Origin of the sequence: Allorhizocola rhizosphaerae, from assembly GCF_003426775.1 — a bacterium.
GTDB classification, from domain to species: domain Bacteria; phylum Actinomycetota; class Actinomycetes; order Mycobacteriales; family Micromonosporaceae; genus Allorhizocola; species Allorhizocola rhizosphaerae.
The window spans coordinates 1-13,518 of sequence record NZ_QJUG01000223.1 but is presented as its reverse complement, the minus strand read 5'-3'; the positions used below and the strand labels follow the sequence as shown (position 1 = coordinate 13,518).

14 protein-coding genes, 1 tRNA gene and 2 pseudogenes are annotated in these 13,518 nt (G+C 68.3%); 13 read left to right on the top strand and 4 right to left on the bottom strand.

Features of this window, described 5'->3' with window-relative positions; genetic code table 11:
• From DM816_RS33675 to DM816_RS43095, 7 genes and pseudogenes are all read left to right on the top strand, one after another.
• Positions 1–436: pseudogene (locus tag DM816_RS33675) on the top strand (DNA polymerase III subunit delta'); the annotation flags it as partial.
• A 109-nt stretch (positions 437–545) separates the two neighbouring features.
• On the top strand, positions 546–875 hold the full coding sequence (locus DM816_RS33670; RefSeq protein WP_117214512.1) for a YbaB/EbfC family nucleoid-associated protein: 330 nt from the start codon (positions 546–548) through the stop codon (positions 873–875).
• Between the two features lie 2 nt (positions 876–877).
• Positions 878–1,321 (top strand): type VII secretion target, encoded by a 444-nt coding sequence (locus DM816_RS33665; RefSeq protein WP_117214511.1) that lies wholly within the window; start codon positions 878–880, stop codon positions 1,319–1,321.
• Positions 1,321–2,619, top strand: a complete 1,299-nt coding sequence (locus tag DM816_RS33660; protein ID WP_117214510.1) for a hypothetical protein — start codon at positions 1,321–1,323, stop codon at positions 2,617–2,619. The genes DM816_RS33665 and DM816_RS33660 overlap by 1 nt, the downstream gene beginning before the upstream one ends.
• Positions 2,620–2,975: 356 nt before the next feature.
• Positions 2,976–3,857 (top strand): PSP1 domain-containing protein, encoded by an 882-nt coding sequence (locus tag DM816_RS33655; RefSeq protein WP_117214509.1) that lies wholly within the window; start codon positions 2,976–2,978, stop codon positions 3,855–3,857.
• Positions 3,858–3,932: 75 nt separating this feature from the next.
• On the top strand, positions 3,933–4,034 hold the full coding sequence (locus DM816_RS46005; RefSeq protein ID WP_425455306.1) for a hypothetical protein: 102 nt from the start codon (positions 3,933–3,935) through the stop codon (positions 4,032–4,034).
• Positions 4,009–4,170, top strand: coding sequence for a hypothetical protein (locus tag DM816_RS43095; protein WP_162908096.1), 162 nt, complete (start codon positions 4,009–4,011; stop codon positions 4,168–4,170). Before DM816_RS46005 ends, DM816_RS43095 begins: the two co-directional genes overlap by 26 nt.
• Here DM816_RS43095 and DM816_RS33645 read toward each other — a convergent pair.
• Complete coding sequence (locus DM816_RS33645) at positions 4,167–5,894, bottom strand: metallophosphoesterase (RefSeq protein ID WP_246002509.1); 1,728 nt, start codon at positions 5,892–5,894, stop codon at positions 4,167–4,169. The genes DM816_RS43095 and DM816_RS33645 overlap by 4 nt on opposite strands.
• A gap of 160 nt (positions 5,895–6,054) precedes the next feature.
• Here DM816_RS33645 and DM816_RS33640 point away from each other — a divergent pair.
• Both DM816_RS33640 and DM816_RS33635 read left to right on the top strand, forming a co-directional pair.
• Positions 6,055–6,127 (top strand) — tRNA-Thr (locus DM816_RS33640).
• 228 nt (positions 6,128–6,355) lie between these two features.
• Positions 6,356–7,405, top strand: a complete 1,050-nt coding sequence (locus tag DM816_RS33635) for a hypothetical protein (RefSeq protein ID WP_162908097.1) — start codon at positions 6,356–6,358, stop codon at positions 7,403–7,405.
• A gap of 77 nt (positions 7,406–7,482) precedes the next feature.
• Here DM816_RS33635 and DM816_RS33630 read toward each other — a convergent pair whose 3' ends face one another.
• From DM816_RS33630 to DM816_RS33620, 3 genes are all read right to left on the bottom strand, one after another.
• Positions 7,483–7,737, bottom strand: coding sequence for a hypothetical protein (locus tag DM816_RS33630; RefSeq protein ID WP_117214505.1), 255 nt, complete (start codon positions 7,735–7,737; stop codon positions 7,483–7,485).
• 887 nt (positions 7,738–8,624) lie between these two features.
• Positions 8,625–9,932, bottom strand: coding sequence for an MFS transporter (locus DM816_RS33625; protein ID WP_246002508.1), 1,308 nt, complete (start codon positions 9,930–9,932; stop codon positions 8,625–8,627).
• Between the two features lie 75 nt (positions 9,933–10,007).
• Entirely contained in the window at positions 10,008–10,505 is a 498-nt protein-coding gene (locus DM816_RS33620; protein ID WP_117214503.1) for an NUDIX domain-containing protein, read from the bottom strand.
• 24 nt (positions 10,506–10,529) lie between these two features.
• Here DM816_RS33620 and ku point away from each other — a divergent pair, with 24 nt between their 5' ends.
• From ku to DM816_RS33600, 4 genes and pseudogenes are all read left to right on the top strand, one after another.
• Positions 10,530–11,450, top strand: coding sequence for a non-homologous end joining protein Ku (ku, locus tag DM816_RS33615; RefSeq protein WP_117214513.1), 921 nt, complete (start codon positions 10,530–10,532; stop codon positions 11,448–11,450).
• Positions 11,447–12,259, top strand: coding sequence for an ATP dependent DNA ligase (locus DM816_RS33610; protein WP_246002507.1), 813 nt, complete (start codon positions 11,447–11,449; stop codon positions 12,257–12,259). Before ku ends, DM816_RS33610 begins: the two co-directional genes overlap by 4 nt.
• Entirely contained in the window at positions 12,249–13,046 is a 798-nt protein-coding gene (gene ligD, locus DM816_RS33605; RefSeq protein WP_117214501.1) for a non-homologous end-joining DNA ligase, read from the top strand. Before DM816_RS33610 ends, ligD begins: the two co-directional genes overlap by 11 nt.
• A gap of 3 nt (positions 13,047–13,049) precedes the next feature.
• Positions 13,050–13,518, top strand: a pseudogene (locus DM816_RS33600) (helicase-associated domain-containing protein); the annotation flags it as partial.

Sequence of the window (13,518 nt, the reverse complement as noted above, 5' to 3'; positions counted from 1 at the left end):
GGCGGCCGAGGCGGAGTCGGAGGCCGCGACGGCCTCGGTCGACGCGTCCGAGCGGGCGGCGATGGAGACCGCGCTGGGCGCCGGTGGCACGGGCAAGGGCGCGGCGGGCGCGGCGCGCGGCATGGCCGGGCAGCTAAAAGAGCTTGAGCGGCGGCAGAAGTCACGTTTCACGCGGGCGCAGCGGGATGCGCTTGACCGGGCGCTCATTGACCTGGCCGGGTTCTATCGAGACGTCCTGTCCCTCCAATGGGGAGGGTCGGGGCGGCCCGTGCATAAGGACGTTCAGGAGATGGCCACCGCTGCGGCGCGGCGCTGGACCCCGGAGAGCACCCTTCGCCGGCTCGAATCCATCCTGGAGTGCCGGACCGCCATCGATGCCAACGTCAAGCCGCGGATCGCGGTCGAGGCCATGATGCTTCGCCTGTGGAAAGGTTAGCCCTGCTTAGGGGGTTATCCACACGGTTATCCACAGGCCTTTCGAGGGCTGTGGGGCTTCGGTAGCGTCATCGCCACAGTTTGGTTCCGCCTACGGGGAGGCGCAGCGGATGGCTCGTGAGATCGACGACGCCTGGGTCGAGGCAGCCATCGCGAGCTATCGCCGCATCGAGGAGAAGCAGGAGTCGTTTGCCCGCGCGATGCAGCGCCTTGAGGTGTGCGTGCGTTCGCCCGACAACGCCGTGGAGGTGGTCGTCGGAGCGGATGGCGCGGTGCGGGGAGTGAGCCTGATCGGCTCGCTCGACGGCACCGATCGTGTCGCGCTCTCGCGGTCCATCCAGCAGGCGATCTCGGCGGCGCACGAGGCGGCCGAGTGGGCCAGGCGCAAGCTCTTCGAGGAGACATTCAGCGATTACGAACGGCTGGGGGGAGCGAAGTAACCATGGACGAGATCGCGCGGCGGCTCGATGCGGCGGCCGACGATGTGGCGCAGATGAAGTCCGACCTCACGCGGCACGAGTGGGTCCTCGACGGGCGAGGCCCGGGGGCGCAGGCGGTTGCCTCGGCCCTGCAGGCGGCTTGGGCCGGCCAGGTCGAGCTCGCCGGCCGCCTAGCCGGCAACCTCGCCGGGCTGTCGGCATCGGTTCGCCTGGCGGGCGGCAACTATCGCGCCGGCGACAGCTTTCGCGCGGACGGCCTTCGCGTGGATGGTCCTCCCGCGGGTGGCTTTCGGGCGGTTGGTCTGTCGGCGGACGGGTTTCCTGCGGGTGGCTTTCGGGCGGCTGGTCTGCCTGCGGACGGTCCTCCTGCGGGCGCCTTTCGGGCGGAGGGCTCTCCTGCGGGCGACGGCGCGAGCTTTCACGCGTCCGGTGGGGAGGCCGGGTGATGGACGCCTTGTTCAGGCTGCACGCGGCTGCCCAATCTCTGCTGGCTCGGGTGGATGCGATGCTCGCCAATCACGGCGCGCCGGCCGGGCACCCCGTCGTGGCACTGCTGCTGCGGGGCGGCCTGCTGCCCGGTGCCGCCGTGGCCAGCATCCTCGCCTGGGAGCCCGAGCCGTTGCGTGAGCGGGCCGGTGTGCTGCGCGCGCACCGGGAGCGGTGCGCATCGGTCGACAGCCTGTTGCGTCCACCGTCCACATGGGAGGGCGCGGCGGCCGCGACCTTCGCTGCCCGGCTAGACACGGCGCGCGGCGATCATGACACGCTGGCAGGCAATGCCGCCACGCTCGCGGGCTACCTCGACGAGCTCGCCGACTGGATGGCGGATGGCCGCGCCCGCTTAGCTCACACCCTGGCCACCGCCATGACCAGCACGCAATGCGTCATCCTCATCGCCGCGGGCTACCCGGCTTCTGGCGGCGTGTCGCCCGGCTCGCTGCCCGGTGGTCCCTCGCCTAGCGGTGTTCCGCCGTCCGGCGGCGTGTCGCCCGGCTCGCTGCCCGGCGGTGCCTCGCCTAGCGGTGTCCCACCGTCCGACGGCGTGTCGCCCGGCTCGCTGCTCGGCGGTGCCTCGCCTAGCGGTGTTCCGCCGTCCAGCTCGTCCTCCAACGGCGTGCCGCCCGGGAGCACCTCCGCCGTCGGCTCATTGAGCGGAGGCGCGTTCGCGGGCGGTGGGGCGTCAAAGTCTGTGGTTCTGGGCGGCGGCTCCTCGACGGGCGGTGTGCTAAGCGGAGGTGGGAATGCTGCCGCAGGGGGCGCGGGGCTCGCTGCGGCAGCGGGAGGCATGGGTGCGGGCGGGGCGTTGGGCGGCGATGCTTCCCTGCGCGGCTCGCCGGGCGGTGATGCTTCCCTGCGCGGCTCGCCGGGCGGTGATGCTTTCGCGGGCGGCTCGCGGGGTGGTGATGCATTCGCGAGCGGTGAGTGGCCGTTGCGCGTGGGACTGGGAGGCGGCTCGTCGGCGTCGGCGGCCGGCGTGCTGAGCGGGGGCATTCCGGCGGGCGTTCCTTCCTTTCTGATAGCCAGTCTCTCCCCCGGTGGCGCGCTGCCCACGGCCGTTGCCTCGGCTGCCGCCGACCTTGGCGCCGAGCTGCTCGCTGAGGCCGACCGGTTCTGGGAGGGCGCGCTCGACATTACCGATGCCTGGATCAAACGGCTCGACCCCATAACCTCGCCGCCAGGTGCCGTCCCGGGGCACAGGGCCGGGCAGCCGCATCCCACCGGGACTCTGCGCGTCGACCTTTAGCGACGCGCTTCACCCGCTTGCGCCGCGCCGATCTGCTTTGCGCCGCGCAGACCCTGCTTCGCGACCCGCGCACACTCTGCTCAGCGACCCGCGTCGAGCCGCTTTGCGTCGACCCGCGTCGAGCCCGTTGCGCCGCGTCGAGCCGTGTTGCGCCGGACCGCGTCCAGCCTGCTTGGCGACCCGCGGCGACGGTGAGCGGTCTGCGTCGCCCGCGCCGGGATTTGCTGCTGCGCGGTGACTTTAGTCCGCTAGCTGGTTCGTTCGGTGGCTGGTGAGTGGCACACTCCGGCCCCGGATGGTTTCGCGTGAAACGGTCATGCCCTGGGCAAGCGCGGTTACATGGCTAGTATGAGGCGATGGGCATGCTTTGCGCCGTCGCGTTCAACAAATATGGGCGGCTGTATTATCTCGACCCGGGCGAGTTCTCGCCGAAGGTGGGCGACAAGGTGCTGGTGCCCACCGACGACGGGCCTGAGGTGGCCGACTGCATGTGGGCGCCGCAGTGGATAGACGAAGAGACCTCGGGGTTTCCGCGGCTGCTGGGGTTTGCCCAAGATGTGGACCTGCGACGCGACGCGCTCATCCGGCAGCGCAAGGCGGAGGCGCGGATCGCCGCGAACCGGCTGATCCGCGAGCATCAGCTGCCGATGAAGGTGATCTCGGTGGATCACACGCCGGGCGCCGATGACGTGCCCCCGGAGGAGCAGCCGTGGGGGGCTGGGCCCCGGACCACAATCTACTTTACGGCACCACACCGGGTCGATTTCCGTTCTCTGGTAAGGGATTTGGGCGCCACACTCAAGTGCCGGGTCGAGCTGCGCCAGCTGTCCGCGCGCGACTCGGCCAAGGTGCAGGGCGGCATCGGCTCATGCGGGCGTGACCTGTGCTGCTCGACCTTCCTCACCGAGTTTGAGCCCGTCAGCATCCGCATGGCCAAGGATCAGGACCTACCACTCAACCCGATGCGCATCTCGGGCGCGTGCGGCCGCCTCATGTGCTGCCTGAAGTACGAACATCCGCTGTATGCCGCAAGCAGCACTAACGACTACTACTCAGGGCAGCGTGTGACCCTTGAGAGCGGGGAAGATGCCCGCGTGGTGTCCAGGCACGCTCCGAGCGAGACCCTGGTCCTGCGGATGCAAGCCGATGGATCGGTGAAGCGTTGCGCCGTTGCCGACACCTGCCCGTCTCGCAAAGCGTACGAGGAGCGACACACGGCGAGCGGGCCGGAGCGCTGAAGCGCTGTGGTCGGCCACTAGAGTCGCAGCTTGCCACTAGCGGTAGCACTAGCGGAAGCGAGCAAGACCAGACCGGTGATCGTGATCAGCAACGACGCAGCCAACACCGGGGCACACCGTAACGGTGCGGGTGTCATAACGGTCGTGCCCATTGCCTCGAACGTCTCTCGACGGTGACGGCCGCGTCGTGGGCCACTTCGTGCCCAAAGGCGCGGTGGTCGTGCGCCTCAACGCCGACGGCTCGCACACCACGTGCCCGAAGGCGTCGGTGTGCGCAAGCCGCAAGGCGTATGAGGAACGGCACCTCGCCTAAGACACCGACGCGTCACTGGGCGCGGCAGCTGGGGCGAAGACCACCGGGTCGTCCACGAGACGCGCCTTCATCGGCTCTTTCGGGCGGAACCAGCTGTCAGCCGGTTGCGATACCCACCTCTTGGAAATCTTGTCCACACCGATGGCGTAAATGTTGAGCGTCCCATCCGGCGCGATGTGCATACGCAGGAAGCTCTTGAAGTCTTCGATTCCCTGCCCGGCGAACAGCTCGTTCACGTTCACCTTGAAGTTCGCGGCGATGAGCAGATAGAGCGACACCAGCAGCGCCGCGGCGACCCCCGCCACGGGCAGGTAGACCACGACCGCCGACAATGCGGGCAGCGGCCACTTGAGGTCGCGGAACGGCAGCTCCCGCCAGATCAGCCAGCCGCCGACGCCGAACAGGATATGCGCCACGCCATGTAACCCTCCTAATAGGAACGGCACGAAGCGTTGCTGCCCTTCGGTCAACCCCACCGCGAAGAACACGCAGGCCGCCATCACGACGCTGACCATGAGGAAGATCGGGATCGTGAGGATCCGTCCGGCCTCGTTCTGAAACGCGAGCAGCAGCATGGTGTGCAGGATGCCCAGGAACGTGGTGAAGCCCGGGTTGCGCCAGGGCAGGCGGCCGAAAACCCCGCTGCCGAGCCACTTCGAGCGCATCTTGCTGGGATATGTCTTGGCGAGCCGGTATTTCGTCTGCGGGCTTGCCCGGCGTGTCACCGAGTGCTTCGGCGGGACGGTGATCTCCTCGGGCAGGTGGTGCGTCGCGGCGGTGTAGGCCCCGCCGCCCCCGCAATTGATCAGCTGCCGAGGCAGGTTCGGCGAGCTGTAACGCGAGTAGTGGTGAAGATCCCCGCTGACCATGACGGCGACCTCGGCCCCGCTCGGGTCCATCACCGTGCGCAGGAAATAGTCAAGCGTGTCGTAATACCGAGGATGAGCTTCAGTTTGTACCCACGACGGCTGCGGTGTCGCGATGATGACCCGATCCCCGGCCTCGAACGTGGCCGCGATGCCCTTGAAGAACTCCAGCTGCGGATCGTCCAAATAGGCCTCGCCCTGCGCGTCCAGCGCCAGCAGCCACCACCTGTGCGGCAGCTTCAGCGCGAAATAACTTCGCGTCTGCGGGGTCTTCCATCCGCCGATGTGCGAGTCCCCACGCCGCGCGAACAGCCGCAGGAACGCGGTCAACCCGTCGTACCAGTCGTGGTTTCCGGGCAGCGCGAACATGTGCGGGCTGGTATCACTCAACGCCTTTGGGAACGCCGCCTTGTAAGGCCCCTCGAACCGGTCCTCGTAGGCCGCGCCTGAGGCCGTCGGGTACACCTGATCGCCGCCCAGCACGAGCACGTCGGCCCGCGGCAGCGCCCGTTCACCGGTGTCGAGCTGGTCCTGCGCCAGCAGGTAGGCCATCGAGTACGTGGCGTCGAATCCGTCGCCCAGGTCAGCGATGTAGTCGATCCACAGTTCGTCCTTCGCGGCGTACTCGTCGTGCACCTGGGTGGGCAGGGCCAGCTGCAGCTCCCGCTTGTCCAGGTACGCGCCGAACTGGGCGGCGAAGGCGACCCGGATGCCGGTGGCGGCCAGCTGAGTGGGGCTCAGCCAGGCGACCTGCCGGCGGGGCGTGAACCCCAGTTCTTCGGGGTCGAGCCGGCTCGGCCGGCGGCGTGAGGTGTCCAGGTAGGTGTCCGACGGCTCGCGCGGTGGGATGACGGTCACAGGCGGTGAGACTAATTGCAATACCCGGTGCGAGCAATCGCGCGGCCTCATGGGCCGCAGTCATCTCGCCTCGGTCTCCTGCGGTAGATATGCATCTCACGTGCAGGGTGGTATCCCTTGTGACCGCGCCGCCGGAAAGCCTGTATAGTTGTGCGGCGTCGCCGCCTTAGCTCAGTCGGTAGAGCGATTCACTCGTAATGAATAGGTCAACGGTTCGATTCCGTTAGGCGGCTCGGAAAGAAAGGCCCAGGTCAGGACTCCCTGCCCTGGGCCTTTTGCTGTCCGGCTCGCAGCAGTGGAGTCGTCTCGCTCGGCGTGTCATGATATGGCCCATCTGGGCTCATCGATGTTGACCGGGCGCGGGCAGGAGGGCGGCGGTCTTGACGGTTCTGTGGGTCGATGTATCGCACCACGACTGGAGCCGACGGGGCGGCAACCTTGACTGGTCGCGGGTTTGCGCGGTGACGTCCGAGGTCATGATCGCGCGAGCCACGTACGGGGATCCGTCCGGCTTCAACCCGGCGACCCGGCACTTCGGCGCCTTTCAGCGCGGTGCGATAGGGGCCGGGTTTTCTCTGCGCGGGGGCTACCACAACCTGGTCCGTGGCGACGCGGGCAGCATGCGCCGCCAGGTCGACTACTTCCGCCGGGAGCTCGACGCGTACGGCTGCCAATGGGCGATGGTCGATATCGAGCGCTACCAGGAGCTCATCTCCAACGATCTGTGGCCCCGCTTCGCGGACGTACTGCGCTTCCGTGACGCCTGGCACGCGGTGGACTCCCGCCCGCTGGCCTACTACCTGCCCCGGTGGCTGCACAACGGTTACTACGGCGGGGCCAACCTGCGCGAGCTGCCCGGGCCGCTGGTCCAATCGCACTACGCGGGCGGCACGTCCGGGTCCGCGGCCCGGATCTACGCCAACGCGGGCGGCGACCACGGGACGGGCTGGGACGACGCCTACGGCAACCGGCTGCCCGACATCTGGCAGTTCACGTCGGATGCCGACGTGGACGGGGCCTCCAGCGTGACCGACGCCAACGCCTTCCGGGGCACCGTCGACCAACTGCGTTCCCTACTGACTGGAGACGACGACATGTCCTGGGACGAGAGGCTGGGCCAGGGTCCGGCCGGCTCCGAGTATGCGAACCATATGGCGCGCACGGCGGTGGCATGGACGTGGGCCGGGGTGGACCGGGCCAACGAAGCCCTGAAGCGACTGGAGGCCGCGACCGCCGCCGAGCAGACCCGGGACGCCGCGTCGGCGGCCGCGATCCAGGCGCTGACCGAGCTGGTTCGCAGCGGTGGTGGCGGCGACGTGGACGCCACGGCGATCCTGGAGCGGATCGACGCCAAGGCGGCCGAGACCCAGGCGCTGGTGCAGCAGCGGCATCAGGCCGAGATGGCCGAGCTGCAGCGGTTGCACGCCGAGGTGCTGCGGGAGCGCGACGCCCAGATTCAGGCGCTGCGCGCCGAGCTCAGCCGTCTGGAGGGCGGTCAGGCCCAGGCTTAGGCGGCGGTGCGGGCGGCCGCTCGTCAATCCAGCCCGTCCCGCTCGGCTTGGCCTGCTGCTGATCCTCGCTCGGCGGCTCAAACCGCTCGTGGTGCGGTGCGTTGTGCGCCTTGGCTTTTTCCTTCACCCCTCCAGCGTGCCAAGGCCAGCGCCAGGGCGAGTGCAGGATTGAGGATCACTAATGGCACGTGAGTGGTGAACGGAGTGTCGACGCCATGGTTGGCACTGAGCGTCCACAGCGCGGTGAAGGCGTGGCGCGGCCCGACCGCCAGCAGCACGAGCGCCTGGGTGAGCGCGATGGCGCCGAGAATGGTGGACCACACATGGCGCATAACGCGAACGGAACGCCCGCGGATGGAGGCGGATGAGCCAGCGCATCGAGGTTCGTGCCACTCGCCTACTATTACGCGCTACGTAGTAGTCGGTCAAGCCCGCGCGTTTCGCCGCAAATTACACCAGATTTCCGGACAATTTCACCATGAGGTTCGCCCGGGTAGGCCAAAGATCGATTGCCGTGGTGAGCCGTATGCGCACCCACGGATCCGTCTCTCGCGGCACCTGTGCCCGATCCAAAGATTGTGCGAAGCGAGGATGCCAAGCACCGCCCGCCCACGACAACGCCGGCCGCGACTGCTCTGACCTCAACCTACAGGCGATCTTCGACGAACTCGGGCTGCACACCGACCACGTGCTCGCGATCGGCTGTGCGGGCGACGCTGTCGGGTTCCACGACGAGACCGATCCCGGCCTGATCAAACCGCGCCGGGGCGGGTTCCGTGAGCTGATCCCGGACTACGCCGCCTACTTCACCGCCGCCGAAGCCGAGCTGGTGCTCGCGACCCACATGGCCGACTGCGGGTTCCTCGCCGTCGAACTGCCGGGCGCGCATGGCTACATCCATCTCACCCGCCTCAACATGGCGGCGATGGACGCACTGAAGATCGCCACGGATCACTACGGCTGCCACGTTTCCGACGCGCGGCTGCGCCTGGTGGCCGCGATCAGCGGGCCGAACTTCCCGCAGTTCGGCGACCCGGAGGCGCGCTTCCCGGGCTGGGCCGACGCCGGCTTCATCATGTGGCGCGACAACGAAATCTGGGAGCCGGACAACCGTGGCATGCTGCGCAAGCAGATCCTCGACGCGGGCGTCGCGCCCGAACAGCTTGACCTGACCGACGTGCTCGACCCGGGCGATCTCACGCTCGGGCACGCGAGCCACTCAGCCGGGGTTCGCGGCGAGATCCCGCTCGGCCGCGACGCGTATCTGATCGGCCCGCGCCGCCTCTTCGGCCTCCTTGCGCTTGAGCCCGTCTCGTCCGTCGTAGCGCAGGAAAGCCGGTAGCACGAACGCCAGCGCGACCGTGCCCGCCACGCAGAACACCCCGCCCCACAGCACGGCTCCCGCGCTGCCGAGGTGACGTGCGCTCAGCCCGGCCCGGGTCTGCCCCAGCTGTGGCCCGATCAGATAGGAGAGCATCTCTATCCCGGCCAGCCGTCCGCGCAGGAAGTCGGGAATGGTCTGGTTCCAAATCACCGCGCGGAAGATGCCCGACACCATGTCGCCCGCGCCCGCGATGAACAGGCCCACCAGCGCGAGCCACAGCCATCCCGACAGCCCGAAGATGACGATGCCCACGCCCCAGACTCCCGCGGCCAGCAACACGGCCAGCCCGTGCCGGTGCACCCGCCCGGTCCACTTCGACGTCAGCGTGACCGCGAGCGACCCGGCCGACAGCGCCGCGTAGAACAGGCCCAGCACCGCGGGCCCGCCGAACCTGTCGGCGAGGAACGGATACAGCGCGACGGGGAAGGCGAAGAACATCGCATTGATGTCCACGAGATAGGTGCCCAGCAGCTCGGGTCTGCTCTTCGCGTAGCGCAGACCCTCCACAGCGGACTTCACCGACGGCCGGTCCGCTGCCTCCGGAGGCGGCACGGCGCGCAGGAAAGCCAGGCACACCAACGAAATCACGAACGTCGCGAGGTCGATCGCGTAGACCGTCGCCATGTTGGTGTTGGCGATCAGCAGTCCGGCGATGGCCGGGCCACCGATCTGCGCGGCCTGCCAGCGCAGCGAATTGAGCGCGGCCACCGCCGGCATCTTCTCGGTGGGCGCAAGCCTCGGGATGATGGCGTCCATCGCGGGCCGCTGAATCCCGTCAATGGCCCCGGCCAGTGCCGCTATGACAAACAAAATCCAGATTTGGGGGGTACCAAGTAAGGCATTCACCAACAGGATGATCGTCAGCAGCGCGAAGCCGACCTCCGACCAGAAGACCAGCTTGCGCCGGTCCATGTAGTCGGCGAGCGCCCCGCCCACGAACGCCATCAACAGCAGGGGCGCGAGCTCGCACAGGCCCAGCAGGCCCACCATCAGCGGGTCACCCGTCAGCTCCTTGATCTGGAACGGGATCGTCACATAGGTGATCATCGAGCCAAACGACGAGACCCCTGCCGCGCCGAACAGCAGGCGGAAGTCGCGTATCCGCAGCGGTGACAGGTCCATCGGGGGCTCAACTTTCCTCATCCGAGCAACTCGCCCGGCAGATGCCGCTGCCCCCGGTGTGCGGGTTGCGCGATCTTTGCGCGGGCGGTGACGAGGTTAATCGAGGAACAGTTTGCCTGTCGCCTCAAATTCGGCCAGGTGTCCGGCAGACCACACCACGATGCCCGAGACCGGGTCGGGCAGGTTGTCCAGGCCGAACCAGCCGGCGTCGGTCGCCTCCTCCGGATCGGGGTTGAGCTCGCCGCTGATGTCCTCCAGCAGATAGGTCCCGGAGATGTGCTGGTATGTATCGCCGAACATGTTGGTGAACGTGTAGCGCGGGTGGGTCAGGAAGGCGAACAGCGTCGCCCGCTCCGCCTTGAGCCCGGTCTCTTCGTAGGTCTCCCGGATGGCGCACTCGGCGAGCGACTCGCCGATCTCCATCGCGCCCGCGGGGAACGCCCAGATGCCGTTGTCGGTCCGCTTGATCAACAAGAACTCGCCACGCTCATTGCGGATCACACCCCGCGCGGCGAGGAAGAGCAGCGTCGCGTCGCCCATCGCACTGCGCAGCCTGCCGTGATACGAGTTCAGCCAATCTTCGACGGCTCCCATGGACACGACAGTAGCTTCATGAACATGAGAGCGATTTGGAAGGGAGCGGTGTCCTTCGGGCTGGTGTCAATCGCGGTGAAGCTGTATTCGGCGACCGAGGACCGGGACATCCGGTTCCACCAGGTCCACCGCAAGGACGGTGGGCGGATCAAGTATCAGCGGGTGTGCTCGCTCGACGGCAAGGAGGTCGGCTACGACGAGATCGCCAAGGGATACGACATGGGTGGCGGCGAGATGGTGATCCTGACCGACGCCGACTTCAAGAGTCTGCCGCTGTCGTCGTCGCGCGCGATCGAGGTGCTCGAGTTCGTGCCGTCGGAGCAGATCGATCCGATCTTCTACGACAAGGCCTACTACCTGGAGCCCGACGGAGCAGCCGGCGTGAAGCCCTACATGCTGCTGCGCGAGGCGCTGGAGGAGGCCGACCGGGTCGCGGTGGTGAAGGTCGCCCTGCGCCAGCGGGAGGCGCTGGCCACGCTGCGCGTGCGCGACGGCGTGCTCGTGCTCAACACCATGCTGTGGCCCGATGAGGTGCGCAAGGCCGACTTCGGCTTCCTGCGCGACGAGGTGAACGTGCGCCCGCAGGAGGTCAAGATGGCCACCTCGCTGATCGACTCGATGGCCGCCGACTTCGACCCCGACCAGTTCACCGACTCGTACCGCGAGGCGCTGCAGCAGGTGATCGACGTGAAGGTCGGCAAGCGGGAAACCGTGACCCCGCCGACCACCGAGGAGAAGGTGGCGCCCACGATCGATCTCATGGCCGCGCTGCGCGAGTCCGTGGAGCGGGCCCGCTCCGGCCGCCCGCCCGGCGGGGCGCCCGCGACCGTGACGCCCATCAAGAAGACCGCGCCCAAGAAGACCGCGCCCGCGAAGAAGACGACCGCCAAGAAGGCCGCGCCTGAGAAGGCCGCGAAGAAGGCGACCAAGAAGAAAGCCGCATGACTGTACCGATCCGGCCCATGTTTGCCACGCCTGGGCCGCTGCCGAGCGGGCCGGGTTGGGCGTATGAGGTGAAGTGGGACGGCTACCGCGCGATCTACCAGGATGGGCGTTATTACGGCCGGTCGGGGCTGCAGCTGTCGGGCCCGCCGCTGGGCGTGAGTGTGGAGGCGCCCATCGATGGGGAGCTCGTGGCGTTCGGGCCGGACGGGCGGGTGAGCTTCCAGGCCATGCAGCGCACGGTCACGCCCGCGTTCATCGCGTTCGACATCATCGTGCCCGACCTGACCTATGCGCAGCGCCGCGAGATCCTCGAACAGCTGGACTTGACCATCTCACCGCGCTTCGACGACGGCCCGGCAACCGTCGCGGCGGCCCGCGAGCTCGGCCTGGAAGGCGTGATCGCCAAACGGCTGGATTCGCCGTACCGGCCGGGGGCGCGCTCACCCGACTGGGTCAAGTACAAGTTCGTGCGCACCGGTGACTTCGTGATCGGCGGGTGGCGGCCGGGGGCTCGGCCGCTCGGTGCGCTCTTGATCGGTACCCCCTCGCCAAGGGGTTTGATCTATCGAGGGAGAGTGGGCGGAGGGATCACGGCGGGGACGGAGGCGACCCTGCTTCCGGTGCTGCACGAGCTGGCGCGGCCGGACAGTCCCTTTGCGGGACAGGCGGAACGGGGCAACTACGTCGAGCCGGTGCTGGTGGTGGAGGTCCGCTACGGCGAGATTACCCGCGACGGGCGGCTACGGTTTCCAGTGTTCCTGCGGTTGCGGCCGGATCTGCTCCCCTCGGAGGTGGTCGATGAGAGTTAAGGTGGGCGGCCGTACTCTGGCGCTGTCCAATCTGGACAAGCCGATGTATCCCGACGGCACGACCAAGGCCGAGGTCATCGACTACTACACACGCGTGTCCTCGGTGCTCCTGCCGCACCTGCGCGACCGGCAGCTCACCCGCGTCCGCTTCCCGAACGGGGCCGACGCCGAGGGCTTCTACGAGAAGTCGGCGCCGCCCGGAAAGCCCGACTGGGTCCCGCTGAGCCGGGACAAGCAGATCATCTGCAACGACCTGCCGACGCTGGTGTGGCTGGCCAACCTCGCCGCGCTCGAATTGCATACGCATCAATGGAAGGACGGCCACCCGCCCGACCGGGTCGTGTTCGATCTAGACCCGGGCGAGGGGACCGGCCTGCCCGAGTGCCGCGCCGTCGCCCTGGCGCTGCGCGATCGCCTGGCCGTGGACGGGATCGACGCCTATCCGAAAACGTCGGGCAAGAAGGGCATGCAGGTGACGTGCCTGGCTCCCGTGGATGCACGAAAGATCGCGAGCGAGTTCGCCCGCGCCGCCCCCAAGATGATCACCGATCAGATGGACAAGAAGCTGCGCCCCGGCAAGGTGTTCATCGACTGGAGCCAGAACGCGTTGTTCAAGACGACCGTGTCCGTGTACTCGCTGCGCGCCGGTCCGATCCCGACCGTCTCCACGCCGCTGACCTGGGACGAGGTCGAGTCCGGCGGTTTCGAGATGGAGGACTTCACGCTGCACACCGTCCCCGGCCGCATCGAGGAGTACGGGGACCTGCATGCCGGGCTATGTTTTTAAGCGATGAACGAGTTCGCTGATCAGGTGCGGGCCCTCCCCGACGAGGCCCTGGGCGCGCTGCTGCGGCTGCGGCCGGACCTGCTCACGCCCGTGCCCAGCGACACCGCGGCCCTGGCCGCCCGCGCTCAGTCGACCATCTCCGTGGCCCGCGCCCTGGACGGACTCGACCAGTTCACTTTGGAGATCCTCGATGGGCTGCGCCTGCTGGACGAGCCCTCGGTCTCGGGGTTGCGCGCCTTCACGTCCCATGAGGGCGCGCCGGCGGCGGTCGACCGGCTGCGCGCCCGCTTCCTGGTCTACGGCGATCCTGAGGCGCTGCGGCTGGTGCCCGCCATCGAGGAGGTGTCGTCGCCGTTCCCGGCCGGGCTGGGCCGGCCCGCGGCCGCGCTCGGCGCGTCGGAGCTGTTCGAGAGCCCGGCCAAGCTGCGCCGCGCTTTGCTGAGTGCGCCGCCCGCGGCCCGCGCCGTGCTCG

Coding starts and splice junctions, on each gene's coding strand:
- DM816_RS33610 (WP_246002507.1), top strand. CDS start 11,447: ATGACTGTACCGATCCGGCCCATGTTTGCCACGCCTGGGCCGCTGCCG.
- ku (WP_117214513.1), top strand. CDS start 10,530: ATGAGAGCGATTTGGAAGGGAGCGGTGTCCTTCGGGCTGGTGTCAATC.
- DM816_RS33670 (WP_117214512.1), top strand. CDS start 546: ATGGCTCGTGAGATCGACGACGCCTGGGTCGAGGCAGCCATCGCGAGC.
- DM816_RS33665 (WP_117214511.1), top strand. CDS start 878: ATGGACGAGATCGCGCGGCGGCTCGATGCGGCGGCCGACGATGTGGCG.
- DM816_RS33625 (WP_246002508.1), bottom strand. CDS start 9,932: ATGAGGAAAGTTGAGCCCCCGATGGACCTGTCACCGCTGCGGATACGC.
- DM816_RS33660 (WP_117214510.1), top strand. CDS start 1,321: ATGGACGCCTTGTTCAGGCTGCACGCGGCTGCCCAATCTCTGCTGGCT.
- ligD (WP_117214501.1), top strand. CDS start 12,249: ATGAGAGTTAAGGTGGGCGGCCGTACTCTGGCGCTGTCCAATCTGGAC.
- DM816_RS33655 (WP_117214509.1), top strand. CDS start 2,976: ATGGGCATGCTTTGCGCCGTCGCGTTCAACAAATATGGGCGGCTGTAT.
- DM816_RS33630 (WP_117214505.1), bottom strand. CDS start 7,737: ATGCGCCATGTGTGGTCCACCATTCTCGGCGCCATCGCGCTCACCCAG.
- DM816_RS33620 (WP_117214503.1), bottom strand. CDS start 10,505: ATGGGAGCCGTCGAAGATTGGCTGAACTCGTATCACGGCAGGCTGCGC.